Here is a 23,859-nt window from a genome sequence, read left to right on the forward strand (position 1 = left end):
GTGCCGCGCAGCTTATCCGGGGCGCACCGCGCTTACAGCACGCCCTTCGTCGACGGGATGCCGCCAAGCCGCTCGTCCGGCTCCGTCGCCGCCCGCAGCGCCCTGGCCACCGCCTTGTACTGCGCCTCGGCCATGTGGTGCGGGTCCCGGCCGTGCAACACGCGCACATGCAGCGCGACCTGCGCGTGGAACGACAGCGACTCGAACACGTGCCGAGTGAGCACGAACGGGTAGTTCCCGCCGATGGTGAACGACTCGAATCGCTCCGGCTCACCGAGCTGCACGCAATACGGCCTGCCGGAGACGTCGATGGCGGCGTGCGCCAGCGTCTCGTCCATCGGCACCCAGGCATCACCGAACCGCCGGATGCCGCGCTTCTCGCCCAACGCCTCGCGGATCGCCTGGCCCAGCACGATCGCGGTGTCCTCGACGGTGTGGTGCGCGTCGATGTGGACGTCGCCGGTCGCGCTGACCCGCAGGTCCAGCGCGCCGTGCACGCCGAACGCGGTGAGCATGTGGTCGTAGAACGCGACGCCGGTGTCGATCTCGACCTGCCCGGTGCCGTCGAGGTCGACCTCGACGATGATCGACGATTCCTTGGTGGTGCGCTCCACCTTGCCGATCCGGCTCACGGTACAACCTCCTTGCTCGCCGCCAAAAACGCGTCGTTCTCCTCCGGCGTCCCGATGGTCACCCGCAGGTAGCCGGGAATGCCTACGTCCCTGATCAGTACACCAGCGTCTACATACGACCGCCACGCGGCGGGCGCGTCCTCGAATCGTCCGAACAGGACGAAGTTGGCATCGCTGTCTACCGGCTCGAAACCCAGGTCGCGCAACGATGCCACGACCCGGTCGCGTTCGGACACCAACGTCGCCACCGAGGCCAGCGTCTGTTCACCGTGCGCCAACGAGGCCCGCGCGGCGGCCTGGGTGAGCGCTGACAGGTGATACGGCAGCCGCACCAACTGCAGCGCGTCGACCACGGCGGGCGCGGCGGCCAAGTAGCCCAGCCTGCCACCCGCGAACGCGAACGCCTTGCTCATGGTCCGCGACACGATCAACGTCGCCGGGTACTCGGCAAGCAGTTCCACCGCGCTCGGCTGCCGGGAGAACTCCGCGTACGCCTCGTCCACGACGACGATGCCGCGCGCGGCATCCAGTACCGCCCGCAGGTCCGCCAGCGGGATCGAGCAGCCGGTCGGATTGTTCGGGCTGGTCACGAACACGACGTCCGGGTCGTGCCGCGCGATGACCTCGGTGGCGACCTCGGCGTCCAGCGTGAAGTCGTCCCTGCGGGGCGCCGGCAGCCACTCGGTGCGCGTGCCCGACGCCAGGATCGGGTGCATCGAGTACGACGGTTCGAAGCCCAGCGCCGTCCGGCCCGGCCCGCCGAAAGCCTGCAACAGCTGCTGCAGCACCTCGTTGGAACCGTTGGCGGCCCAGATGTTGCGGGTGGTCAGCGGCACGCCGGTCGCCCCGCTGAGGTACGCCGCGAGGTCGGCGCGCAGGTCGACGACGTCCCGGTCCGGGTATCGGTGCAGCTCCCGCGCGGCCCGCTCGGTGGCGGCAGCGACATCCGCGACCAGCGACGGCGGCGGCGGGTAGGGGTTCTCGTTGGTGTTCAGCCGCACCGCGACGTCGAGCTGCGGCGCACCGTACGGCGTCTTGCCGCGCAGCGCATCGGCCAGCGGCAGATCATCCAGCGTGACGTCGTCCATCAGCGCACCTCACCGCCGAATCGCGCCTGCACGGCCTCGCCGTGCGCGGGCAGGTCCTCGGCGTTGGCGAGCGTGACCACCTTGTCGGCGACCGCGCGCAGGGCGTCCTGCGAGTAGTCGACGACGTGGATGCCGCGCAGGAACGTTTGCACCGACAACCCGCCGGAGTGCCGCGCGTAGCCGCCGGTGGGCAGCACGTGGTTGGACCCGGCGCAGTAGTCGCCGAGTGAGACCGGCGCGTACGGGCCGACGAAGATCGCGCCCGCGTTGCGCACGCGCGCGGCGACGGCGCTCGCGTCGGCGGTCTGAATCTCCAGGTGCTCGGCCGCGTAGGCGTCCACGACGCGGATGCCGTCGTCGACGCTGCTCACCAGCACCGTGCCGGACTGCGCACCCCGCAGCGCCGTCGTGACGCGCTCGGTGTGTTTGGTGGCGGTGGCCCGGCGTGCCAGCTCGGCGTCGACGTCGTCGGCCACCCGCTCGGACGTCGTCACCAGCACGCTTGCGGCCATCGGGTCGTGCTCGGCCTGGCTGATCAGGTCGGCGGCCACGTGCGCCGGGTCGGCGGTCTCGTCGGCCAGAATCGCGATCTCGGTCGGCCCCGCCTCGGAGTCGATGCCGATGAGCCCGCGCAACATCCGCTTGGCCGCGGTCAGGTAGATGTTGCCCGGCCCGGTGACCATGTCCACCGGCTCCAGCTCGGCACCGTCGGTGTCCGTGCCGCCGTAGGCCAGCAGCGCGACGGCCTGCGCTCCCCCGACGGCCCACACCTCGTCCACGCCGAGCAGCGCGGCGGCGGCCAGCGTCGTCGGGTGCGGCCTGCCGCCGAACTCGGCCTGCGGCGGCGAGCAGACGACCAGCGAGCCGACACCCGCGGCCTGCGCGGGGACGACGTTCATCACGACGCTCGACGGGTACACGGCGAGCCCGCCCGGCGCGTACAACCCGACCCTGCCGACCGGCACCCACCGCTCGGTGACGGTGCCGCCGTCGGCGACGGCGGTGGTGACGTCGGGGCGGCGCTGGTCGGCGTGCACGGCACGGGCGCGGGTGATCGCCTCGTCCAGCGCGGCCCTGATGGCGGGGTCGAGCGCATCCAGCGCGGCCTTCAGCTCGGCGTCGGGCACCCGGACGGTACTCGGACGGACCTTGTCGAAGCGTTCGGTGTAGTCAAGAGCCGCCTCGACGCCCCGGTCGCGGACGTCCTCGACGAGCGGGCGCACCTGATGCACCGCCGCGTCCACGTCGACGTCGGCGCGCGGCAGCGTGGCGCGCAGCTCGGCGGCGGAAGGGACACGGCGTCGCAGGTCGGTGCGGTTGAGCATGCCCTAAGGGTACGGGGCGCCCTGACAGGCATACTGCATGGCAGGAGGTGAGGTATGCCCCACGTCGCATTGTGTCAGGTGACGTCGACGCCGGATCCCGCCGAGAACCTGGAACTGGTGCGCTCTGGTGTCCAGCGGGCGGCGGACGCCGGGGCGTCCGTCGTGGTGTTCCCCGAAGCGACGATGGCCCGGTTCGGCACGCCGTTGCGCCCGCTCGCGGAGCCGCTGGACGGGCCATGGGCGTCTGAGGTGGCACGGATCGCCGAGCGCGCCGGGGTGCTGGTAGTCGCGGGCATGTTCACTCCGGCCGACGGAGACCGGGTGCACAACACACTGCTGATCACGGGTCGCGGCCACCACACCGGCTACGACAAGATCCATCTGTACGACGCGTTCGGGTTCTTCGAGTCCCGCACCGTGGCCGCGGGTGAGAAGCTCGTGACCGTCACCGTCGACGACGTCACGCTCGGCGTCGCCACCTGCTACGACGTGCGGTTCCCCGCGCTGTTCCAGGAACTGTCGGATGCGGGCGCGTCGGTGGTGTTGCTGCCCGCGTCGTGGGGCGCTGGCGAAGGCAAGCGCGAGCAGTGGGAGCTGCTGGTGCGCGCCCGCGCGCTGGACTCGGGCTCCTGGGTGTTCGGCTGCGATCAGGCGGACCCGGTGGCGAGCGGCATCACGGACGAGGACGTGCGCCGTGCCCCCACGGGCATCGGCTTCTCGCTGGTGGCCGACCCATTCGGCCGCGTCCGCGCTGGGCTGGACGCCGGGCCGGAGACCCTGGTGATCTACGCCGACCCGGACCTGGCGGACAAGTCCCGCCGCGCCACCGGGGCGCTCGCCAACCGGCGGTCTGTCGGCTGAACCCGCATATCCCACCGTGCGGGTCTGCCGGATGCGGCAGTGCCGAAGGGAACATCCGCGGTGCGGCGCGGGTTGGCACTGGCGAGTCATGACCCACGACGAGGAGGACGAGTGACCGACGCACGAACGACAGCACCAGGTGGGGTGTTCCAGCTTGGGGGTGACCTCCCGGTCCACCGTCTCGGCTACGGCGCCATGCAGATCACGGGGCCTGGTGTGTGGGGCGAGCCAGCGGACCCCGATGGCGCGATCGCGGTGCTGCGGCGCGCGGTGGAGCTTGGCGTGAACTTCATCGACACCGCGGACTCGTATGGGCCGTATGTCAGTGAGGACCTCATTCGCCAGGCGCTGTACCCCTACGCTGACGATCTCGTGATCGCCACGAAGGGCGGTCTGGTTCGGACCGGGCCGAGCGAGTGGGTTCCGGTGGGCCGTCCGGCCTACCTCAAGCAGGAGGTCGAGATGAGTCTGCGCCGTCTCGGCGTCGAACGCATCGACCTCTACCAGTTGCACAGGGTCGATCCTGAGGTTCCGCTCGCCGACCAGGTCGGCGCCCTCAAAGAGCTCAAGGACGCCGGCAAGATTCGCCACATCGGGTTGTCCGAGGTCGATGCCCAGCAGATCAAGGAAGCCTCGGTGGTGACCGAGATCGCGAGCGTGCAGAACCTCTTCAACCTCACCGACCGTCACCACGAGGATGTCGTCGACGCGGCCACCGACATGGGCATCGCGTTCATCCCGTGGTTCCCCATCGCCACCGGGGAACTCGCACAACCAGGCAGCGTGCTGGAGACGGCAGCGCGCGAGCACGACGCCACCCCGGCACAGCTGGCGCTGGCCTGGCTGCTGCGTCGCTCGCCGGTCATGCTGCCGATTCCGGGCACGAAGTCAGTGACACATCTCGAGGAGAACATCGCGGCCGCGGACCTCGACCTCACCGACGACGAATTCGCCTCGTTGTCCGCTCTGGGTGGCTGAGCGTCCGGACCGGCCGGGTGGGTCCGCCCACCCGGCCGGTCGCGGTCGATCGGACCAACGCGCTGCTGACGCCACACCCGGACGCCGCCCGCAGCGCGGGACAGCGGAGAGCTAGCGCAGATCCATGCCGAGATCGAGTGCGGGCGATGAGTGGGTGAGCGCGCCGACGGCGAGATAGTCCACGCCGGTCTCCGCGTACGTCCTGGCGATGTCGAGACGCAGGCCGCCGGATGCCTCCAGCCGGGTCTTCGGTGACACCGCGTCGCGCCGTCGTACGGCTGCAACGCAGTCCGACGGCGCGAAGTTGTCCAGCAGGACCTCGTCCGCGCCCGCCGCCAGCGCCTCGTCCAGCTGCACCAGGGTGTCGACCTCCACCTCGCACGCCAGCGCTGGCGTGCTCTCCCGCGCCGCCGCCAGCGCAGCGGACACCGACCCGGCCGCGACGACGTGGTTGTCCTTGATCAGCACCGCGTCACCGAGTCCCATCCGGTGATTGACCCCGCCTCCGGCGCGGACCGCGTACTTCTGCAGCAGCCGCAGGCCGGGCAACGTCTTGCGGGAGTCGCGGATAGCGCAGCCAGTGCCGTCGACGGCGGCGACCCACGCGGCGGTGGCCGTCGCGATGCCGGACAGGTGGCACAGCAGGTTCAGCGCCGTGCGCTCGGCGGTGAGCAGACCTCGCACCGGCCCTCGCACCACCAGCGCTGGCTCACCCACCGCGAGCGACGCGCCGTCCGGCCGCATGTCGAGCAGCTCATAGTCCGCGCCGAGCACAGCGTCGAAGACCACCAGCGCCACCGGCGCGCCCGCGAGCACGCCGACAGCACGAGGCGTCACCTCGGCGACGGCACGCGCGCCGACGGGCACCGTGGCGTCCGTGGTGGCGTCAGGGCCGTACCGCAAGTCCTCGTCAAGCGCCGTCCGCACCACGCGCAGCGCGTCATCGACGTCGAGTCCAGCGTCGGTGAGCAGGGTCGTGGTGCGGTCGGCCACGGCGTTCATCCGCATCCCACTCACGCCGCGCCACTCGCGAGCGCGGGCGCCAGCACCGCCGGAGCACCGCTGGCGTCGAGCCGCACGCGCAGGCTCCGTTGCCACTGGACGTCGTCCCGCTCGGCGAAGTCGGTGCGCACGTGGCATCCCCGCGACTCGGTGCGTTCGGCCGCCGCGACGAGCAGCGCGTCCGCGAGCAGCGTCAGCGCGGCGTCCTCGACGGCGCGGTGACTGTCCAGCACTCGCTCCCGGCGGGCCGCGGCGATCCGGGTGGCCGCCCCGGACAGCCCCTCGGCGTCCCTGCCGATGGCGGCATGGCGACTCATCAGCCGCTGCACCAGCCCCCGGTCCGCGATCGGCGCGGACACCGCGGCGTCCCCGGGCGTGGCGCGGGTCAGCGGAGCCAGTTCTCCCGCCGCGAGATCCATCGCCACGGCTTCAGCCGCCCGCTCCCCCACGACGAGGCCCTCGAGCAGGCTGTTGGATGCCAACCGGTTCGCGCCGTGCAGGCCGGTGCGCGCGACCTCCCCCGCCGCGTACAACCCGGGCACCCCGGTGCGTCCTTCGGGTGACGTCGCGACGCCGCCGCAGGCGAAGTGCGCGGCGGGCGTCACCGGAATGGGCTCCCGCGCCGGATCGACACCCACCCGCGCGCACGCCGCGTGCACGGTGGGAAACCGCCGCGCGAAGCCGTCGATACCAGTGGCGTCCAGGTACACGTGGTCGACGCCCGCAGCGGCCGTCCAGCGGGTGATCGCGGCGGAGACGACGTCACGCGGCGCGAGGTCACCCAGCGGATGCACGCCAGCCATCACGCGCTGACCAGCGGCGTCAACGAGCACCGCGCCCTCGCCGCGCACCGCTTCGGTCACCAGCGGGCACCGGCCCCGCGCGCCCTTCGTGTACAGCACGGTCGGGTGGAACTGCACGAACTCCAGGTCAGCCGCCGCCGCGCCCGCTCGCAGCGCGAGCGCGAGCCCGTCGCCGGTGGCGATCTCCGGGTTGGACGTCGCTTGGTAGAGCTGTCCGAACCCGCCGGTGGCCAGCAGCACCGCCCTGGCACGCACCACGCCGGGTGTGCCATCTGGGTCGAGCAACACCAGCCCACCGACACAACCGGTCGGCGTGCGCAGCGTGTCCACCGCGATGTGGCGTTCCAGCACGGGCACGCGCTGCCTGCTGACGCCGGCGGCGAGCGCGCGCTCCACCTCGGCGCCGGTCGCGTCACCACCAGCGTGGATCACCCGGAACGCGCTGTGCCCACCCTCGCGGGTGCGGGCCAAGCTGCCGTCGGCGGCGCGGTCGAACACGGTGCCGCGCGCCCGCAACCGGGCGACGGCGGCGGGTCCGCCCGCGACGATGGAGCCGACGACGTCCTCCTCGCACAGCCCGCCGCCTGCCGCGAGGGTGTCCGCGACGTGGTCCGCGACGGAGTCACCGGTGGCCAGGTCCACCACCGCGACGCCGCCTTGCGCCCAGCGGGTGTTGCTGTCGGTGATGGCGGCCTTGGTCACCACGAGCACGGACAGTCCGAGCTCGCGGCCGCACAACGCGGCGGTCAGGCCGGCGACACCAGTGCCGACGACGACCAGATCGGCCGTCGCCTCCCACGTCGGCGACAGCGAAGTTTTCGCCTCTGGGGCACCAACTCCGTCACCGAGCGTGGTCATTCGCCACCGCCAGGCTGACCGATCGCGATCATCCGCTCCACCGAGGCGCGGGCGCGCCGCGCGGTCTCGAGGTCGACGTGCACCTCGTCCACACCCTCGCGCAGCGACCGCAGCAGCGCTGCCGGGGTGATCATCTTCATGTACCGGCAGGACGCCCTGTCGTTCACGGCGGCGAAGTCGATCTCCGGTGCGGCCTTGCGCAGCTGGTGCAGCATGCCGATCTCGGTCGCGACCAGCACCGAACTCGCGTTGGTTGACCGTGCCTGCTTCACCATGTCTCCCGTGGAGAGGATCTTGACCTTCTCGGCGGGCACCGTGCCCTCGCCTGCCAGGTAGAGGGCGGAGGTGGCACAGCCGCACTCGGGGTGGATGAACAGGTCGGCGTCCGGGTTCGCCGCGGCGCGCTCGGCCAGTTCGGGGCCGTTGATACCGGCGTGCACGTGGCACTCGCCCGCCCAGATATGCAGGTTCTCGCGGCCGGTCTCCCGCTTGACGTGCGCGCCGAGGAACTGGTCCGGCGCGAACAGAACGTCCTGGTCAGCGGGGATGGATGCCACCACGTCGACCGCGTTGGACGAGGTGCAGCAGATGTCGGTCTCCGCCTTCACGTCGGCCGTGGTGTTCACATAGGACACGACGACGGCACCGGGGTGCTGGGACTTCCACTCCCGCAACTGCTCGGCGGTCAGCGAGTCGGCCAGCGAGCAGCCCGCGCGCTCGTCCGGGATCAGCACGGTCTTGTCCGGGCTGAGGATCTTGGCGGTCTCGGCCATGAAGTGCACGCCGCAGAACACGATCGTCGACGCTTCCGACTCGGCGGCGATCCGGGACAGCGCGAGCGAGTCGCCGGTGTGGTCGGCGATCTCCTGGATCTCTGGCAGCTGGTAGTTGTGCGCGAGCAGCACGGCGTCTCGTTTCCGAGCGAGGCGGCGCACCTCGTCCGCCCATGCCGCGTCCGCGTCGACGCCACCGTACGGCGTGAGGTCAGGGGCCGTATCCGTCAGCGTCTCGGTCATGACTACTCCCTGTGTTGCGTCAGCCTCGGTTTTCGCCTTAGGATCGAAAACGTGCACAGTCATATTAACACCCGAGCTCCCCTCGCACACGAGGTTCTGTGCGCGGTACTGCACGTGCGATCGAACACACTTCGGGTGCTGCTGTGGCAGCGCGCCCTCGATCCGCACATCGGGCGCTGGTCGTTACCCGGCGGTAGGCTGCGCGCCGACGAGGACGTCGAAACCTCCATTCGCAGGCAGCTGGCGGAGAAGGTCGACATCCGCGAACTGCGCCACGTCGAGCAGCTCGCGGTGTTCAGCGCGCCGGACCGGGTGCCTGGTCCGCGCGTGGTGGCCACGGCCTTCCTCGGGCTGGTGCCCAGCGACGCCGACCCCGTCGTTCCGGAAGACACCGCGTGGCACGACGTCGACGACTTGCCTCGCACCGCATTCGACCACGAGGCGATCGTGCTGCGCGCCCGCGACCGGCTGCGCTCGAAGCTCAGCTACACCAACATCGGCTTCGCGTTGGCGCCGGATGAGTTCACTCTCTCCGCGCTGCGCGACATTTACTCCGCCGCGCTCGACCACAAGGTCTCGGCGACCAACCTGCAGCGGGTGCTCTCCCGCAGGGGCGTGCTCAAGCCGACCGGTACCACCGCCCCACCGGGCCGATCGGGCGGGCGCCCAGCCGCGCTCTACACCTTCACCGACACCACGATGCAGGTGACCGACCCGTTCGCGGTACTCCGTCCGCCCGGGGCACGGTGAGGAACGGGGAACACGCCGTCAGGAACGGGGAACACGACCACCCAGCGAACCTACCGGATCCGACGTAGCGTGATGCGCGTGCCCGCCGACAGTCCTTCCGATCGGTCCCGGGAACAGCTACCGCTGTTTCCGCTGCACACGGTCCTGCTGCCCGGCGTGCACCTGCCGCTGCACGTCTTCGAACCCCGCTACCGACAACTCGTCGATGACGTAGTGCACGGCGTCGTCCCTGACCGCGAGTTCGGCGTCATCGCGATCCGCAACGCCCTGGTGAGCGACGTCGACCGCGTCGGACAGCTGCACCCCGTCGGGTGCACCGCGCGGCTACGCGAGGTCAGCGCCACCAGCAGCGGCGGGTTCGACATCGTTACCACCGGCTCACGCCGTTTCCTGCTGCACGAGCTGACACCGAGCGACACCCCATACTTGATGGGCGAGGTCGAGTGGCTGCGGGACGAACCCACGCTCGACCACGACGGCACCACGGCACAGACGCTGGCCGAGGCGGCACGGACCGCGCACGAGCGCTACTGCGACGCCGCCTGGCACGATGACGACTGGTCGGCGCCCTCGACGTCGACCGACGTGGCAGACCTCGCGTATCTGCTCGCGGCGGACTGCCTGCTCCCGCTGGCGGAACAACAGGCACTGCTCCGCCAGACCGACCCGCTACACCGGCTGCGACTCGTCACCGCGTTGCTCTCCAGGGAAGCGGGGTTCGTCTCCGCGCTGCGCGCCGTTCCGGTGCCGCACGAGCAGCTGGACGACATCTCAGCGGCCGCCAAATTGAACTGAGGCTGGCCTGACCTCGCCCACAGCTTCTGTAGCGGCTCAGACGAACACGACGTACCGCGACACCTCAGTCGGTGGGCTCACCGGAGGCTGCCGACTGACTCTCCGATGCCGACCCTCGGTTGCTGAACTTGTCGCGCACTTTTCCCGCGACATCGGTGACCGCGGTGCCGACATCGGCGAACACCTTCGTCAGCGGGTCCGCCGACTCGGACCACGACGTCTGGTACGAGCGCGCCGCGGCCTTGATGTCGTCTCGCCATGCCGAGTGGGGCTCGTCGTCGTCCCTGCGCGGGTACTCTCCTGCCAGCATCGCCCGATACTCGTCCGAGCCCGCCCACTTCTGCAGCTCGGCAGCACGCACCACGGCCAATGGGTGTGCCATGCTCTCCAGGCTGCGTAGCTTCAGCAGACTGTCGCGCAGGTCGTCGACTCCCTCGTATTCCTCGGCTTGCCGCAGGAAGGATGGGATGTCGATCGTGTCGGGGTCGATCCCACCCGCGAGCTGGATGTGCAACCGCAGCGCCGCGGCGGGATTCTGGCCGCACAGCAGACCCGCTCGGTCGCACGACAGCTCCGCTTTGCGGAACCACTCGTGCAGCGCGGCCAGTACCGCGCGCAGGCCGATACCGCTGATGGGATTCCATGACAGGCTGCGTTGCAGCTCCACCAAGTGAATCATCATCGTCCGGTACACCGCGTGGCCGGACAGCACGTGGCCCATCTCGTGCCCGATGGCGAACCGCAGCCCCTCGGCGTCGGCCATCTCGACCAAGCCCGTCGTGAGCACGATGAACGGTTCTTCCAGGCCAATCGTGTACGCGTTCGGGTTGGGATCGCGCATGACGTACACCGTGGGCACGGTGGGCAGGTCGAGCGTGGCGGCACACTCGTTGCGCAGCCGGTCAAGCTCGGGGTACTGCTCGGGGCCGACGCGGATCGTCGAGGAGAGCGCGCTCAACCGTAGGCCCCGCTCAGTGAAGAACCCGAACAATGCCTTGAGCACCTGGGCGAAGCCAGGCACCGTCCGCAGGGTCGCCAGCGCTCCCCTGTCGACCGGATGCTCGTACGCCCGTGAGCTGATGCCGGGAAAGCTCACCCGCTCGACTCGCCGCACGTCCTCGTTCACGATCGCCCCTCTCACTCGTCGTCCCCCATCAGACGCGGCTACGCCAGCCGACGTCCCAGGTCGTCCTCACCATTCCAGGCGGCGAGCAGTGCGTACACCAGCGCCACCGCGAGCGGCTGCACGATGATCACCCACTGCGAGCTGATCTCAGGGGCGAGCGTGATGACGTCGCCGATCTCGGGCCGCCCGCTGATCGCGTACTCGTCGCCGAGGAACGCGGTACCCATGAGCGTCCCGAGCCAGCCGGACAGCAACGAGCCCGCGACGGCGGCCAGCATGACGACCGGTCCCCGCCGTTCCCGCAGCAGCCACGTCAGCGCGCCGAGGAACAGCCCTGCCCCGAGCAGCAGCAACGCGAAGATCACCAGCGCGTCGAAGGAGTGCCAGCTTTCCAGGTCTATCGGGGTGGGCGTGCCGTCGCGGGTGATGACGGCTTGCTGCGGCGGCGCGAGGCGCGCCCACAACCAGCCGATCGGGATGCCCGCCATGCCGATCGTCGAGGCCACCGTCACCGAGGGCAACAGGTCGGCCTTGACGACGACCTTAGGGCGCTCGCGCTGGATCGGCAGGACCACGCGGGCCTCCTTGCACTCACGACGGGAATCGGTGGCTGGGTGACGACGTCGAGAGGACGACATCGGCTACCCAAGCAGGCTAGCGTGCCGTCGCCGGATCCTCACAGGAGGTCGTCTCGCCATGTCGGCTGCACCGTGCCGTCCACCCGCTCGGCGTAATCTGCACGATCATCCGGCGGGCGCACTGCGCACAGAAGCGCGGCGGTTCGAGCGTGCTCTGCGGGGTGGCGCACCGCGCGTGGTCGGCGTCCGCGACACCTTTGCCGCAGTGCACGCAATACAGCGCTGTCATGTTTAAGAGCTTAGATGGTGTCGGAAAGCGCCTTGATGGGCATCTTCAGCTCGCCGAGCATGTCCAGATCGGCCTGAGCTGGCCTGCCAAGGTTGGTCAGGTAGTTGCCGACGATGATGGCGTTGATGCCGCCGAGCATGCCCTGCTCCGCGCCGAGGTCGCCCAGCGTCAGCTCCCTGCCGCCCGCGAAGCGCAGCATGGTGCGCGGCATGGCTAGCCGGAACGCCGCGACGATGCGCAGCGCGTCGGGCCCCTCGATCGTCTCGTAGTGCTCGTATGGGGTGCCCTGCTGCGGGATGAGGAAGTTCATCGGCACCTCGTGCGGCTCCAGCTCGGCGAGCTGCACCGCGAACTCGGCGCGCTGCTCGTCGCTCTCCCCCATGCCGACGATGCCGCCACAGCAGACTTCCATGCCCGCGTCCTTGACCATCTGGAGCGTCTCCCACCGCTCCTCCCAGCTGTGGGTGGTGACCACATTGCCGAAGTTGGAGCGGGCGGTCTCCAAGTTGTGGTTGTAGCGGTGCACGCCCATCTCGACCAGCTCGTCGACCTGCTCCTGCGTGAGCATGCCGAGCGAACAGGCGATCTGGATATCGTTACCGTCCTCGCGAATCGCGTTGATGCCGTCCCTGACCTGCGACATCAGCCGCTTGTCCGGCCCGCGCACTGCGGCGACGATGCAGAACTCGGTCGCGCCGGTCTCGGCGGTCTCCCGCGCGGCCTTGACCATGCCGGGGATGTCGAGCCACGCGGCACGTACCGGCGTCGGGAACAGCCCGGACTGCGAGCAGAAGTGGCAGTCCTCGGGGCAGCCGCCGGTCTTGACGCTGACGATGCCCTCGACCTCGACCTCGGGGCCGCACCAGCGCATCCGGACATCGTGGGCGAGCGCCAGCAGATCCTGGAGCTGTCCGCCGGGCAGCCGCAGCACCTGAAGCACCTGCTCCTGGCTCAGGCCGACGCCGCGTTCGAGAACCTGCTCGCGGGCGACGGCGAGAATGTCGTTGTCACCTACGGCGGTCTCGACCTGGTGTGGTGCTGCGGTCACGTCAACTCCTTCGCATGGTGCGCGGCGGCAAAGCCTGAACAGTCTCCCCCACGGACGTTCGCTCGTACAGCGACACGGGTCACAGTGGCGTCCCCAGATCGGGGTTCGGTAGCCCGGCCGCGAACAGTTCCGGGTCGAATCGTCCGCCGAACCAGGGTGACAGCCCCCGCTCGGCCGCCGCGAGAAACCCGCCCGGCGACAGCTCCCCGATGTGCTCGTCCAGCAGCCCGAGCAGCGGCGCCCCTGCCACGACGGGCAGGTCGGTGACGTTGCAGATCTCGGCGAGCCCTGGTTCGGCTGGCCACGAGCCAACGACGACCCCGGCGACGTTGAGCCCACGCCGGGTGGCGACCTCGGCGGTGAGTGCGGTGGCGTTGAGCGTGCCGAGCCCGGCGCGCGCCACCACCACAACCGGAGCGGCGAGCGACCAGGCCACGTCAGCCATGCTGCCGCCCTTGTCGTCGAGGCGCACCAGCAGCCCGCCAGCACCCTCGACCAGCACGAGGTCGTGGCTCGCGTTGAGGTCGGCGGCGGCTTCGGCCACCTCGGCGGGCGTGACGTACTCGATGCCGCTGCGGCGCGCTGCCGTGTCCGGCGCGAGTGGGTCGGGGTAGCGGCGCAGCTCGCGGGTGGTGATCTCGCCCGCGAGCCCTCTGACGACGTCGACGTCGCCGGGCTCGCCGTCGCTGACGCCGGTCTGCGCTGGCTTGATGACGGCGACGCGATGCCCGTGCTCCACCGCGATGGCCGCGATGGCCGCGGTCACCACGGTCTTGCCGACCTCGGTGTCCGTTCCGGTCACGATCAGCACGCTCACGATCGGACAGGCTAGTGGGTCCTCACGCCGCGTCGGCCACCGCCACCATGGCTGCCGTGATCGCCGCCAGATCGTCGTCCGTGGCGATGTAGGGCGGCATGGCATAGACGTTGTCGCGGAACGGCCGCAGCCATACGCCGTGCTCGGTCGCCACCTTCGTCGCCACCGCCATGTCGACGTCGTGGTCGAGCTGGATCACCCCGATCCCGCCGAGCACCCTGACGTCGACGACCCGCGCCAACTCCCGCGCCGGTGTCAGCCCACGCTCCAGTCCGGTGGCCAGCCGCCGCAGATCGGCGCGCCAGTCGCCGGAGAACAGCAGTCCGATGGAGGCGTTGGCGACCGCCGCGGCGAGGGGGTTGGCCATGAACGTCGGGCCGTGGGCGAGCACCGGCAGTTCCCCGCGCGAGATGCCCTCGGCGACGCGGGGCGTGCAGAGCGCGGCGGCGCTGGTGAGGTAGCCGGCGGTCAGCGCCTTGCCGAGACACAGCACGTCCGGCGTCACCCCGGCGTGGTCGGCGGCGAACAGCTCACCCGTCCTGCCGAAGCCGGTGGCGATCTCGTCGAAGACCAGCAGGACGTCGTTGGCGTCGCACGCATCGCGGAGCACGCGCAGGTACTCCGGGTTGTGGAACCGCATCCCGCCCGCGCCCTGCACGACCGGCTCCACGATCACGGCGGCCAGCTCGTCGGCGTGACGTTCGATCGCCTCGGTGAGCGTGCGCACGTAGTCCGGGTCGACGGGTTGGTCGAACCCGCTCGGCGGAGCGGGCACGAACATCTGCTCAGGCAGCACGCCGCGCCACAGCGAGTGCATGCCGCCCTCGGGGTCGCAGACGCTCATCGGGTGGAAGGTGTCGCCGTGGTAGCCGCCGCGCCAGGTCAGCAGCTTCTGCTTGCTGTCGCGGCCGAGCGAGCGCCAGTACTGCAAGCACATCTTGAGGGCGACCTCGACCGACACCGACCCCGAGTCGCACAGGAAGACGTGCTCCAGCCGACCGGGCGTGATGTCGACGAGGGTGCTTGCCAGCCGCACGGCGGGTTCGTGGGTGAGGCCGCCGAACATGACGTGGCTCATCGACTCGGCCTGCTCGCGCAGTGCGGCGTCGAGCACCGGGTGGCCGTAGCCGTGGATGGCGGCCCACCAGGACGACATGCCGTCGATGAGTTCTCTGCCGTCCGCCAGCGTCAAGCGCATGCCGCTCGCGGACCGGACCACGAGCGGGGCCACGGTGCCCGGCATGGGCCCGTACGGGTGCCAGACGTGGGCCTTGTCGAGGGCGAGCAGCGTCTCGGTGTCCATCGGGCGATCCATACGGCTATCTTCCTACGTCTCGCGCGCCCGATCAGTCTGCCCCGGTGACCGCGACGCCGTGTGAGCGGTGTATTCAGCGCCGGAACAGCGCTGGCTCCCCGCTGAGCAGCCCGGCGAGCCGGTGCGCGAGCTGGTCCCAGCGCCAGTTGTCCCGCACCCAGGTCCTGCCAGCCTCGCCCATGCTGCGGGCGCGGGCGGGGTCGGCCAGCAACGCGGCGAGCGTGTCGGTCAGCTGCCGGACGTCTCTTCCGTCGACGACGTGGCCGGTGACCTCGTCGAGCACGGTCTCCGGCGCTCCGCCGGAGCGACCGGCCACCACCGGCAGCCCGGTCGCGGATGCCTCGAGGTAGACGATGCCAAGTCCTTCGACGTCGAGCCCCTTACCCCTGGTGCGAGCGGGCATCGCGAAGACGTCGCCCGCAGCGTAGTGCGCCGGTAGCTCGGGCCATGGCACCGAACCGGTGAGCACGACGTCGTCGGCGACGCCATGTGCCTCGGCCAGCTGCCGCAGCCGCTTCCGGTACGGCCCGCCCCCGACGAGCAGCAGCGCCGCGTCCGGCACCCTGCGCCGGATCTCCGGCAGCGCGCGCACCAGCATGTCCTGTCCTTTGCGTGGCACGAGGCGGGAGACGCACACGATCGTCGGCCTGCTGACGAGCCCATGGCGGCGGCGAATCTCCTCGCCAGCGCCGGCATCGGGCCGGAACACGTCGGGGTCCACGCCGGAAGGCAGATACTCCAGCCCTGCCAGCGGTCCGAACGCGCTCGCGAACCGTTGCCTGGTGTACTTGCTGACGTAGGTGACGACGTCGCAGCCGGTGCCGATGCGCCGTAGCGCACCCCTGGCCCCTGGCAGCATCGACCAGCCGACCTCGTGGCCATGGGTGCAGGCGATGACCCGCTCCGCTCCTGCCCGCCGCAGCGCGGGCGCGAGCAGAGCGAGTGGTGCTGCCGCGCCGAACCACACCGCGCCCAGCCGCCGAGTGCGCAGCAGATCACTCGCGGTGGCGAGCACGTCAGGGGTGGGCAGCATGAGTGACGTGGGATGCCGGACGACCTCGAACGGCTGCCGCGCGTCGAAGTCGGTGTGCCGCGCGCCATCGCGGTCCCACAGCGGCGCGTAGACGACGAGTTCATCGGCGTTCAGCCGAGACGCGAGCGCGTGCAGGTAGGCCTGGATGCCACCGGGGCGCGGCGGGAAGTCGTTGGTGACGAGCAGGGTTCGGCGCACCCCGTGAGGCTAACGCCGTGGCGCGCGCCGCGGCATCGCCACCCACGCCGACGGACACCGGGTGGCGTGCCGCCACGAACAGCAGAGCGGCCGCCGACACATCCGCGGTGGATGCGCCTGCGGCCGCTTTGCTTCGGTCAAGACCCGTGGGGTCAGGCGTAACGGCGAGCGCCGCTGTACTCGTCCCACATGACCGGGGCGACCTTGACGACGTCGCCTTCCTGTGGGGCGTGCACCATCTTGCCGTCGCCGATGTACATGCCGACGTGCGAGACGGGCTGGTAGAAGAACACCAAGTCGCCCGGTTGCAGTTGCGCCTGCGTCACCGGGGTGCCCGATGAGGCCTGCGCCGAGCTGGACCGGGGGATCGAGATACCAGCCTGCCGGTACGACCACGACGTCAAGCCGGAGCAGTCGTACGCGTCAGGGCCTTCCGCGCCGTACACATACGGATCACCGCGCTGACTCATGGCCGCGTCGACGGCGTTCTGTGCGGCGGGACCGGGCGCGACGATGTTGGTCGGCGGGGCGGTGTGCTCGCCGTAGGAAGCCTGCTGTGCCGCCTGTTCCTCGGCGTTCAGCTGCTCGTAGGCCTGCTTCGCCTTCGCGATCTGCTCATCGAGCGCGCGCTTGCGCGCGGTGATGTCCGCCTTGTGCTTCGCGGCGGCATCCCGGGACTCGCGAGCACGTTTGCGCGCGTCCTTAGCGAGGCGCTTGGCCTTCTCCGCCTGGTCAACGGCCGCGGCAAGCCGCTCGATGGCGTCGTTCTTCTTCTCGGCGAGCACGTTGATCGCCGCCGAGCGCTCAAGGAACTCATTGGTCGAGTTGCCGCTGAGCGCCAGCGACATCGAATCGAGGTGCCCGCCGGTGTAGGTCGCGCCGGCGAACTTGTCGACGACCTTGTTGTACTTCCGCTTCTCCGTACGCGCTTGCCGCAGCGACTTCGCCGACTTCTTCATATCGGCGTTGGCCTTCTTGAGCTGCTTCTGAGCGGCCGTGAGCGCGTCCTGAGCCTTGAGGTGTTCCTCGTTGAGCTTTTCTGCCTTGCGCTTCAGCTCGTTGTACTGCTGCAGCGCTTCTGAGGCGTTGTCGGGGAGGGGGGCGGGGTCTGCGCCGGCGGGGGCACTGAAGGTCACCAGGGCCAACACCGTAGCGATGGCCAGTGCACCTGACGCCACGCGCTTCAGTCGAAGCGACTTCACGTCGCGCGCTACTCCTTCATGGTCGGTCGCATGTCCGGGAACCGGACCGGGCACGAGGTCGGGGGCCCTCCTGCCGGTCTGGCCTTCGTGGACTGTCGTCCACAGCCGGCCGTCGGCGTGCTCTACCGCAAGACACTGGGTATCTCGTGTCCTGGCGGCACCGCAGGGGTGCTGCGATGCTGCGGCGAGCCCGGGGCAGCCCTGGGGCAGGACTGTCCGTGCGACAACCACACGGTGCCGCCTCCTGTGGTGGCGACTGCGGGGCCGTGAGGTCTCGGCTAGGTTACGAAACTCAGCAAGCCTCGTCCACCATCATTGCGCCGTTTGGCGCAGGACAAACATCGAATCTCACCTGGACCAGCGCTAATTAGCGGTCTGTGATAAGTGCGATACCTGCGCTTCTTATGTTCACTCGACCGCTCAACGATCCGATTGACCGCTTGTCGATCTGACCACGCTGCGTGAACCCGGAGGCGCGATGCCGGACGCTCGCCCGGCAGGCCGTGACCGACAGCACGGGCCCGCGGCGGCCACTGCGCGGCGACCCGCCGTGACCTTGGCGTAACCCGGCGGCGAACCCGCGCGCACGGTCAGCCCGCCTGCTGTCGCAGCCCTGCCGCGTAGCCGGTGTCGCGCTCCGCCACCGCACCAGCAACGGCCATGGTGTCTGGACCGCTCTCGGCGTCCGGCGACTCAACGAGCCGCAGCCGGGGCAGCATCCCGCCGTCGGTCAACGCATCGATGGCACGCCGTTCGGTCTCGTCCCACTCCACCCGAGGCGGCGCACCCAGCAACACGCTGACCACGCAGTCGGAGCACGCGGACGGCCGGACGACGCATTGGTCGCAGTCGATGAGCACGGCGGACGTCGATTCGCTCATGGCAGGCCCTTTCGGCTCGGTGGCTGTTCCACGGCCACCGTAAGGAGCACCACCGACATAATCGGCCCGGTCAACGGGCCGCACGTCGCCGTGATCACCCGGTCGAAGGTTGCCAGTCCCGTCAGCGTCCGACGTACTCCCAGTGCCACGGCTCTTCCCTGCCGCCGCCTTGCCGGGCCCAGGACGGGTGGATCCAGCCGAACGCGGGAGCATTCGCCTGCATCCAGCGGTGCGCGGCGGTGCCGAACGACTCCACGCCGCCGCACATGTCGATCGCGATGCCCCAGCCGTGATTACTGGTTCCCGGCACGGCGGCCAGCGACGGCTTCCTGCGGTACAGGTCGACCTGCGCGGGGAACGAGCGGTACGAGTCGGTCACGCACAGGCCACTGCCGGTGTCCGCGGCGTGCGCGCGCGACATCGCGGCGAAGGACTGCGCGGCGTCACACCGGAGCGCGTGGCTACCGATCCCGATGCCGCACAGCGCCGACGACGGGATCAGGCCATTCGGGTAACCGCCCCATGCGCCGGTCGCGCCGGGGTGACTGTGCCCGCCGCCCGACTCGGACGACGTCCGCAGCGGCAGCTCAACCCCACCGCAGCGCCAGGTCAGCTCGCCGTCGTCTCGCTTCGGCACCCGACGCTTCTTCCCGTCCCCGAGCGACGGCCGGGTGACACCGAGCAGCGTGCCCGTACCGGGCAGGTCGGTGACGGCCACCGTCGCGAGCCTGCCGTCGGCGGCGAGCATCGTCTCGTCGTCGAGCGCGATCCCGACGTGCTGCACGCCGTACTTCGCTGGCCCGGCGAACACCAGGTCGCCCGGCTGGACGTCGTCGACCGGCACCCGCCTGCCGGTCGCGTACTGTCGCGCCGCGCGCCGGGGCTGGTCGAGGCCAGCGTCCGAATAGACGGCGTTGACAAGCCCGTCGCAGGAGTACGACGTCGGCCCGGTGCCGTGCTCGCGCGGCACGTAAGGCTTGCCGAGCGCGTCGATGGCGTCGCTGACCGCGTCGATGGTCTGCTTCGGCAGCACCAGCAGCCGGTCGCCGCCGGACATTGGATTGCTGGCCTGCGCGACACCGCGCTGCGGGTCACCGTCGTCACCCCGTAGCGGATCGAGTCCCGGCGGCAGCGTGTCCGGATCGCGCAACGCCGAGGCCCGAGGCGGCGTGATCCCTGCCTTGTCGAGCCGGTTGAGGTAGCGCTGCCAGTTCTTCTTGGTCTTGCGGTTGCGTTCGGCCTGCTGCTTTTGCTGCGCGGCAACCGCTTCATTGGCCGTCGCGATCGGGTCACGCAGCTCACTGGAGACGGCGTCGGCACGGTTGGTCGCATCGTCACTGCGTCCCACCAGCTCGTTCTCGCGCTCGGCCGCCTCGCTCTCGAGCCGCGACGCCTCGGCTTCCGCGGCCTCGGCCGTGCGCAGCCTGTCGAGCGCTTTGGTCAGCTTCTTGTCCTGGCCATCACGCAGGTAGCTCACGATCGAGCTGCCCGCGAGCATTTCCTTCGGGCCAGACGCCGAGAGCAGCAGGCTCAGTTCGTCGGGTCGTCCCATCGCGATGTAGGCGGACCGGGACAGCTCGTCGATCTCGTCGCGCAGCGCGACCAGCGCCCGCTCGGCGGACTTCCGCTCCGCACGCGCCTCGCTCAGCTGGCGTCGCGCCGCCCGTAGCCGATCCCGTGCCGACGAGATCTTGTTCGCCAGCTCCCCCAGCTCGCGCTGCACCTGGTTGGCGGTCTGCTGCAACGTCGCGACCTCGCTGTCCGCGAACGCCTCCCCCGGCCTCGGATCGGGCACGCCCGCACCGGGCGCGACGCCCGCCTCGACGCGCGGCGGGCCGGGATCGGTGGGCGCCTCGTCCTGCGCGTGGGCCGTATTAGCCGTGGGAACGGCGAGCAAGCCCAGCGCCAGCGACACCACGGACGCCCGCACGACACCCCGGATCATCGCCTGCCGAGGCCACCGCCCCATCAACGCCTCCTTTTCCGCCCCCACGACGCCCGGCACGAACGCCCTGTTACACATAACTCGATCCAGACCGGCATGTGACGCCACGCGCCGATATCAATATGGTTGCGATCGAGCATCGCGCCTCAGACCTTGCCCAGCTCGTCGAGCAGGACGGTCGGCGGGAGCACGAACGCGCCCTGCCTGCCAACGGCGGTGATGATCTCCCGATCCGCGGTCGCCACGATCAGCGGCCGCCCCTGCGGTTCCCGTTCCACCATGTCGGTGATGACGTCGTCCGCGGGTACCCCGTTGGCACTGAACAGCACCCGAACCCCGCGCACGTTCGCCGAAGGCACGGCGACCACCCCCGCTCCGTCGAATACCACCGTGATCTCCACCGATGTCCGCGCGGCCAGTGCCGCGAGCTGGCGCACCAGCCGTTGCCGCTGCTCGGCGAGCACCAGCTCCGGGTAACCGGTCTTGGTCACGTTGTAGCCGTCGATGATCAGGTGCGCCCCGGCCAGCGTCAACAGCCGATGCAGCCCGGCGGCGTCAGCCACCGCGCCGCCCTGTCGCATGGCCGTCGCGTTGTCAGCGTTATCCACGGTGTCCGCTGGGCGCTGCCCGTGGTCAGCGGCGGTGCCCGCGACGTTCAGCTCCGCGCGCAGGCCGCTGGCGGCGCCGTCGAGGGTGTCCAGCAGCAGTGCCAGCCGCACCTCATCCGCCTCGCGGGCCTCCCGAGCGGACTGCCGCGCGCGTTCCGCGTCGGCTTCCGCTCGCTCGGCACGCGCGCGCTCCGCCTCGGTCCGCCTGCGCTGCTTGGCGAGCTGCTCGGCGAGCTCGTCCCGTTCGGAGGCGGCCGCGGTTCCCTTCCCCTCGAGTTCCTGGCGCGCTTCGCGCTCGGCGTCGCGCAGCCGCCGCAGCTCGACGCCGCGTTCCCTGAGCCGGTCCCGTAGTCGTTCCAGTTCCTCGGAACGCTCGGCTCGCGCCAGCTGGGTGGCTTCCCGCTCCGCCTTGAGTTCGTCGCGGACCTGCTCCAGTTCCGCTTCGAGCCGTTCGATCCTGGCCAGCGCGGCGTCTCGCTCCGCGCGCAGGCTCACCTGCTCGCCGCGTTCGGCGACGGTCGTCAGCAACGCACCGGCCTCCTCCGCGTCAAGCAGTACCGCGGCGGCCGCAGCCGTCACCGGATCCTCGGCGGCGATGTCGAGCGCGGCGGGCCGGTTCTCGCGCGCCCATGCGACGACGGCCGTGCGGAACGGACGCGACTCCCGCAATGACGCCAGCAGCGGTGCGGCGGCCACCCGCCCCCGCTTCGCGGGCGCGAACCGGACCACCGGCCGCAGCCGCTTCGGCACGTCGGGCTCGCTCAGCTCACCGAGCGACGCGGCGGCCAGCTCAACCAGCCTGCCGCGTACCGGCTCTGGCAGCGCGCCCCAGTCAGCGGGCACGCCGCGGGCACGTCCCTGCCCATGGTTGTCCGCTTCGTCTGACACTAGCCCAGCGTAACCGGCGCGGTGTCTACCCAGCGTGAGTCGCCGCACAGCGGATCGCGACACGCCGGAGTGAGACGTTCGAACAGACTGTCGGTCCGCATGCCTACAGTGCCAGCCGTGAGCGTCCAGCTGACCTTCGACGAACTCGGCACCCCGCTGCGCGAGACAACCTTCGTCGTGTTCGATCTGGAAACCACCGGCGGCAAGGCCGGATCGGACGGCATCACCGAAATCGGCGCGGTCAAGGTCCGTGGCGGCCAGGTGCTCGGCGAGTTCGCCACGCTCGTCGACCCTGGCCGCGCGATCCCACCGCAGATCGTGTCACTGACCGGGATCACGCAAGCGATGGTGTCCAACGCACCCGCGCTTGACGAGGTGCTGCCCGCCTTCCTCGAGTTCGCGGCGGGGTCCGTGCTCGTCGCGCACAACGCGCCGTTCGACACCGGGTTCCTGCGCGCCGCGTGCGCCCAGCACGGCTACCACTGGCCGAAACAGAGCGTGGTGTGCACGGTACGGCTCGCACGGAGGGTGCTCGACCGGCAGGAGACGCCGAGCTGCCGGTTGTCGGCACTCGCCGCACTGTTCGGTGCCAGCACGATGCCCACCCACCGCGCGCTGGATGACGCCAAGGCCACCGTGGATGTCTTGCACGCCCTGCTCGAGCGGGTCGGCTCGGTCGGCGTGCAATCGCTTGAGGAGCTGCTGGACTATCTGCCGGAAGTCACCCCAGCACAACGGCGCAAGCGCGGCATGGCAGCGAATCTGCCGGAGACACCAGGCGTGTACCTGTTCCGGGGGCCGAACGACGAGGTGCTCTACGTCGGCACGGCATCGAACCTGCGACGCAGGGTGCGGCAGTACTTCACCGGCTCGGAGAGCAGGGGCCGGATCAGGGAGATGGTCGCGCTCGCCGAGCGGGTCGACGGCATCGAATGCTCGCACGCGCTGGAAGCGCAGGTCAGGGAACTGCGGCTGCTCTCGGCGCACAAGCCTGCCTACAACCGGCGTTCGCGCAACCCCGGCAAGTTCTGGTGGGTCGCGCTCACCGACGAGGCGTTTCCCCGGCTGTCGGTGGTGCGCACGCCGAGGGACGGCGCGCTCGGGCCGTTTCGCTCCCGCAGGGCCGCCGCCGATGCCGCCGCGTCGCTGTCCTCGGCGGCCCGGCTGCGGACCTGCACCGACCGGATTCCCGCCACGGGCCAGCGCGGCTCGCCGTGCGCGTTGGCTGAGCTCGGCCGTTGCGGCGCGCCGTGCGCGGGACAGCAATCCACCGCGGAGTACGCGCCGCTGGTCGGCCGCGTCAGCTCGCTGATCGCGGGCACCGACGGCGATCTCCTGCGCACCGCCGCCGACGAGCTGGACACGCTGGCGAGCGCGGAACACTTCGAGCTGGCGGCGAACCGCAGGGACGAACTCGCCGCGCTGGTGCGCAGCGTGGCGTCGGCGCACTCAATGACGGCGCTGGCGGCGATCGAGGAACTGATCGCCGCCTCCCCCGACGGCTCGGACGGCTGGGAGTTCGCGGTGATCCGGCACGGCAGGCTCGCCTCGGCGGGTGTCGCGCGGCGCGGCACCGCACCGATGCCCGTCGTCGAGTCGCTGGTCGCGAGCGCGGAGACGGTCATCGCCGGGGAGGGACCGCTGCGCGGCGGCTCGCCCGAGGAGATCTCGGTGCTGCTGCGCTGGCTGCACCGGCCGGGCGTGCGGATCGTGCGCACCACGCAGCCGTGGGCCGAGCCAGCCCGCGCCGCCGGCGGCTGGGGCGACTGGCTGGAGCGCGTCTCGCAGGCGCGGGCGCTGGAAACGGCGTCCTGACGCGGTCG

General features: G+C 70.5%; 22 protein-coding genes. 5 read left to right on the top strand and 17 right to left on the bottom strand.

Annotated elements, in window-relative coordinates:
* Positions 1–32 precede the first annotated feature (32 nt).
* Genes hisB through hisD form a run of 3 tightly spaced genes read right to left on the bottom strand, consistent with a single transcriptional unit; the run spans position 33 to position 3,045 of the window.
* Positions 33–632, bottom strand: coding sequence for an imidazoleglycerol-phosphate dehydratase HisB (gene hisB / locus AMYHA_RS18520; RefSeq protein WP_034273006.1), 600 nt, complete (start codon positions 630–632; stop codon positions 33–35).
* On the bottom strand, positions 629–1,720 hold the full coding sequence (locus AMYHA_RS18525) for a histidinol-phosphate transaminase (RefSeq protein WP_034273009.1): 1,092 nt from the start codon (positions 1,718–1,720) through the stop codon (positions 629–631). Before AMYHA_RS18525 ends, hisB begins: the two co-directional genes overlap by 4 nt.
* Positions 1,720–3,045 (bottom strand): histidinol dehydrogenase, encoded by a 1,326-nt coding sequence (hisD, locus tag AMYHA_RS18530; protein ID WP_034273012.1) that lies wholly within the window; start codon positions 3,043–3,045, stop codon positions 1,720–1,722. Before hisD ends, AMYHA_RS18525 begins: the two co-directional genes overlap by 1 nt.
* A gap of 54 nt (positions 3,046–3,099) precedes the next feature.
* On the opposite strand from hisD, the gene AMYHA_RS18535 reads away from it, so the two are divergent.
* Complete coding sequence (locus AMYHA_RS18535; protein ID WP_034273015.1) at positions 3,100–3,906, top strand: carbon-nitrogen hydrolase family protein; 807 nt, start codon at positions 3,100–3,102, stop codon at positions 3,904–3,906.
* A 111-nt stretch (positions 3,907–4,017) separates the two neighbouring features.
* Positions 4,018–4,884: an aldo/keto reductase gene (locus AMYHA_RS18540; protein WP_051400070.1), complete on the top strand. Its 867-nt coding sequence runs from the start codon at positions 4,018–4,020 to the stop codon at positions 4,882–4,884.
* Positions 4,885–4,995: 111 nt separating this feature from the next.
* Here AMYHA_RS18540 and nadC read toward each other — a convergent pair whose 3' ends face one another.
* Genes nadC through nadA form a run of 3 tightly spaced genes read right to left on the bottom strand, consistent with a single transcriptional unit; the run spans position 4,996 to position 8,563 of the window.
* A complete protein-coding gene (nadC, locus tag AMYHA_RS18545; protein ID WP_034277870.1) occupies positions 4,996–5,886 on the bottom strand; it encodes a carboxylating nicotinate-nucleotide diphosphorylase in 891 nt (296 codons plus the stop codon).
* Positions 5,887–5,897: 11 nt separating this feature from the next.
* Positions 5,898–7,547 carry an L-aspartate oxidase gene (locus AMYHA_RS18550; RefSeq protein WP_034273018.1) on the bottom strand — a complete coding sequence of 550 codons (1,650 nt, stop codon included), beginning with the start codon at positions 7,545–7,547 and terminating at the stop codon, positions 5,898–5,900.
* Entirely contained in the window at positions 7,544–8,563 is a 1,020-nt protein-coding gene (gene nadA, locus AMYHA_RS18555) for a quinolinate synthase NadA (protein WP_034273020.1), read from the bottom strand. Before nadA ends, AMYHA_RS18550 begins: the two co-directional genes overlap by 4 nt.
* Before the next feature lie 114 nt (positions 8,564–8,677).
* Here nadA and AMYHA_RS18560 point away from each other — a divergent pair, with 114 nt between their 5' ends.
* A complete protein-coding gene (locus tag AMYHA_RS18560) occupies positions 8,678–9,313 on the top strand; it encodes an NUDIX hydrolase (RefSeq protein WP_034273022.1) in 636 nt (211 codons plus the stop codon).
* Positions 9,314–9,385: 72 nt separating this feature from the next.
* Positions 9,386–10,108, top strand: coding sequence for an LON peptidase substrate-binding domain-containing protein (locus AMYHA_RS18565; RefSeq protein ID WP_034273024.1), 723 nt, complete (start codon positions 9,386–9,388; stop codon positions 10,106–10,108).
* A 64-nt stretch (positions 10,109–10,172) separates the two neighbouring features.
* On the opposite strand, the gene AMYHA_RS18570 is transcribed toward AMYHA_RS18565, so the two are convergent.
* From AMYHA_RS18570 to AMYHA_RS18615, 11 genes are all read right to left on the bottom strand, one after another.
* Positions 10,173–11,234 (bottom strand): M48 family metallopeptidase, encoded by a 1,062-nt coding sequence (locus tag AMYHA_RS18570; protein ID WP_034273026.1) that lies wholly within the window; start codon positions 11,232–11,234, stop codon positions 10,173–10,175.
* 38 nt (positions 11,235–11,272) lie between these two features.
* Positions 11,273–11,809: a DUF2567 domain-containing protein gene (locus AMYHA_RS18575; RefSeq protein WP_051400071.1), complete on the bottom strand. Its 537-nt coding sequence runs from the start codon at positions 11,807–11,809 to the stop codon at positions 11,273–11,275.
* Between the two features lie 79 nt (positions 11,810–11,888).
* A complete protein-coding gene (gene bsaP / locus AMYHA_RS26580; RefSeq protein WP_084037363.1) occupies positions 11,889–12,101 on the bottom strand; it encodes a biotin synthase auxiliary protein BsaP in 213 nt (70 codons plus the stop codon).
* A gap of 10 nt (positions 12,102–12,111) precedes the next feature.
* Complete coding sequence (gene bioB / locus AMYHA_RS18580) at positions 12,112–13,149, bottom strand: biotin synthase BioB (protein WP_051400072.1); 1,038 nt, start codon at positions 13,147–13,149, stop codon at positions 12,112–12,114.
* Between the two features lie 79 nt (positions 13,150–13,228).
* A complete protein-coding gene (gene bioD / locus AMYHA_RS18585; RefSeq protein ID WP_034273029.1) occupies positions 13,229–13,966 on the bottom strand; it encodes a dethiobiotin synthase in 738 nt (245 codons plus the stop codon).
* Between the two features lie 22 nt (positions 13,967–13,988).
* Positions 13,989–15,269, bottom strand: coding sequence for an adenosylmethionine--8-amino-7-oxononanoate transaminase (locus AMYHA_RS18590; RefSeq protein ID WP_034273031.1), 1,281 nt, complete (start codon positions 15,267–15,269; stop codon positions 13,989–13,991).
* Positions 15,270–15,354: 85 nt separating this feature from the next.
* Positions 15,355–16,512: a glycosyltransferase family 4 protein gene (locus AMYHA_RS18595; RefSeq protein ID WP_034273034.1), complete on the bottom strand. Its 1,158-nt coding sequence runs from the start codon at positions 16,510–16,512 to the stop codon at positions 15,355–15,357.
* Positions 16,513–16,664: 152 nt separating this feature from the next.
* A complete protein-coding gene (locus tag AMYHA_RS18600; protein ID WP_034273036.1) occupies positions 16,665–17,714 on the bottom strand; it encodes a C40 family peptidase in 1,050 nt (349 codons plus the stop codon).
* Between the two features lie 590 nt (positions 17,715–18,304).
* Complete coding sequence (locus AMYHA_RS28005) at positions 18,305–18,595, bottom strand: hypothetical protein (protein WP_169732956.1); 291 nt, start codon at positions 18,593–18,595, stop codon at positions 18,305–18,307.
* A gap of 121 nt (positions 18,596–18,716) precedes the next feature.
* Positions 18,717–20,564: a D-alanyl-D-alanine carboxypeptidase family protein gene (locus AMYHA_RS18610; protein WP_231104807.1), complete on the bottom strand. Its 1,848-nt coding sequence runs from the start codon at positions 20,562–20,564 to the stop codon at positions 18,717–18,719.
* Positions 20,565–20,686: 122 nt separating this feature from the next.
* Positions 20,687–22,036: an NYN domain-containing protein gene (locus tag AMYHA_RS18615; protein WP_231104809.1), complete on the bottom strand. Its 1,350-nt coding sequence runs from the start codon at positions 22,034–22,036 to the stop codon at positions 20,687–20,689.
* A 99-nt stretch (positions 22,037–22,135) separates the two neighbouring features.
* Between AMYHA_RS18615 and AMYHA_RS18620 the strand changes: the two genes are divergently transcribed.
* A complete protein-coding gene (locus AMYHA_RS18620; RefSeq protein ID WP_034273043.1) occupies positions 22,136–23,851 on the top strand; it encodes a DEDD exonuclease domain-containing protein in 1,716 nt (571 codons plus the stop codon).
* The last annotated feature ends 8 nt before the right edge of the window (positions 23,852–23,859 follow it).

The sequence above is a fragment of the Haloechinothrix halophila YIM 93223 genome, assembly GCF_000504245.1.
Classification (GTDB): Bacteria; Actinomycetota; Actinomycetes; order Mycobacteriales; family Pseudonocardiaceae; genus Haloechinothrix_A; species Haloechinothrix_A halophila.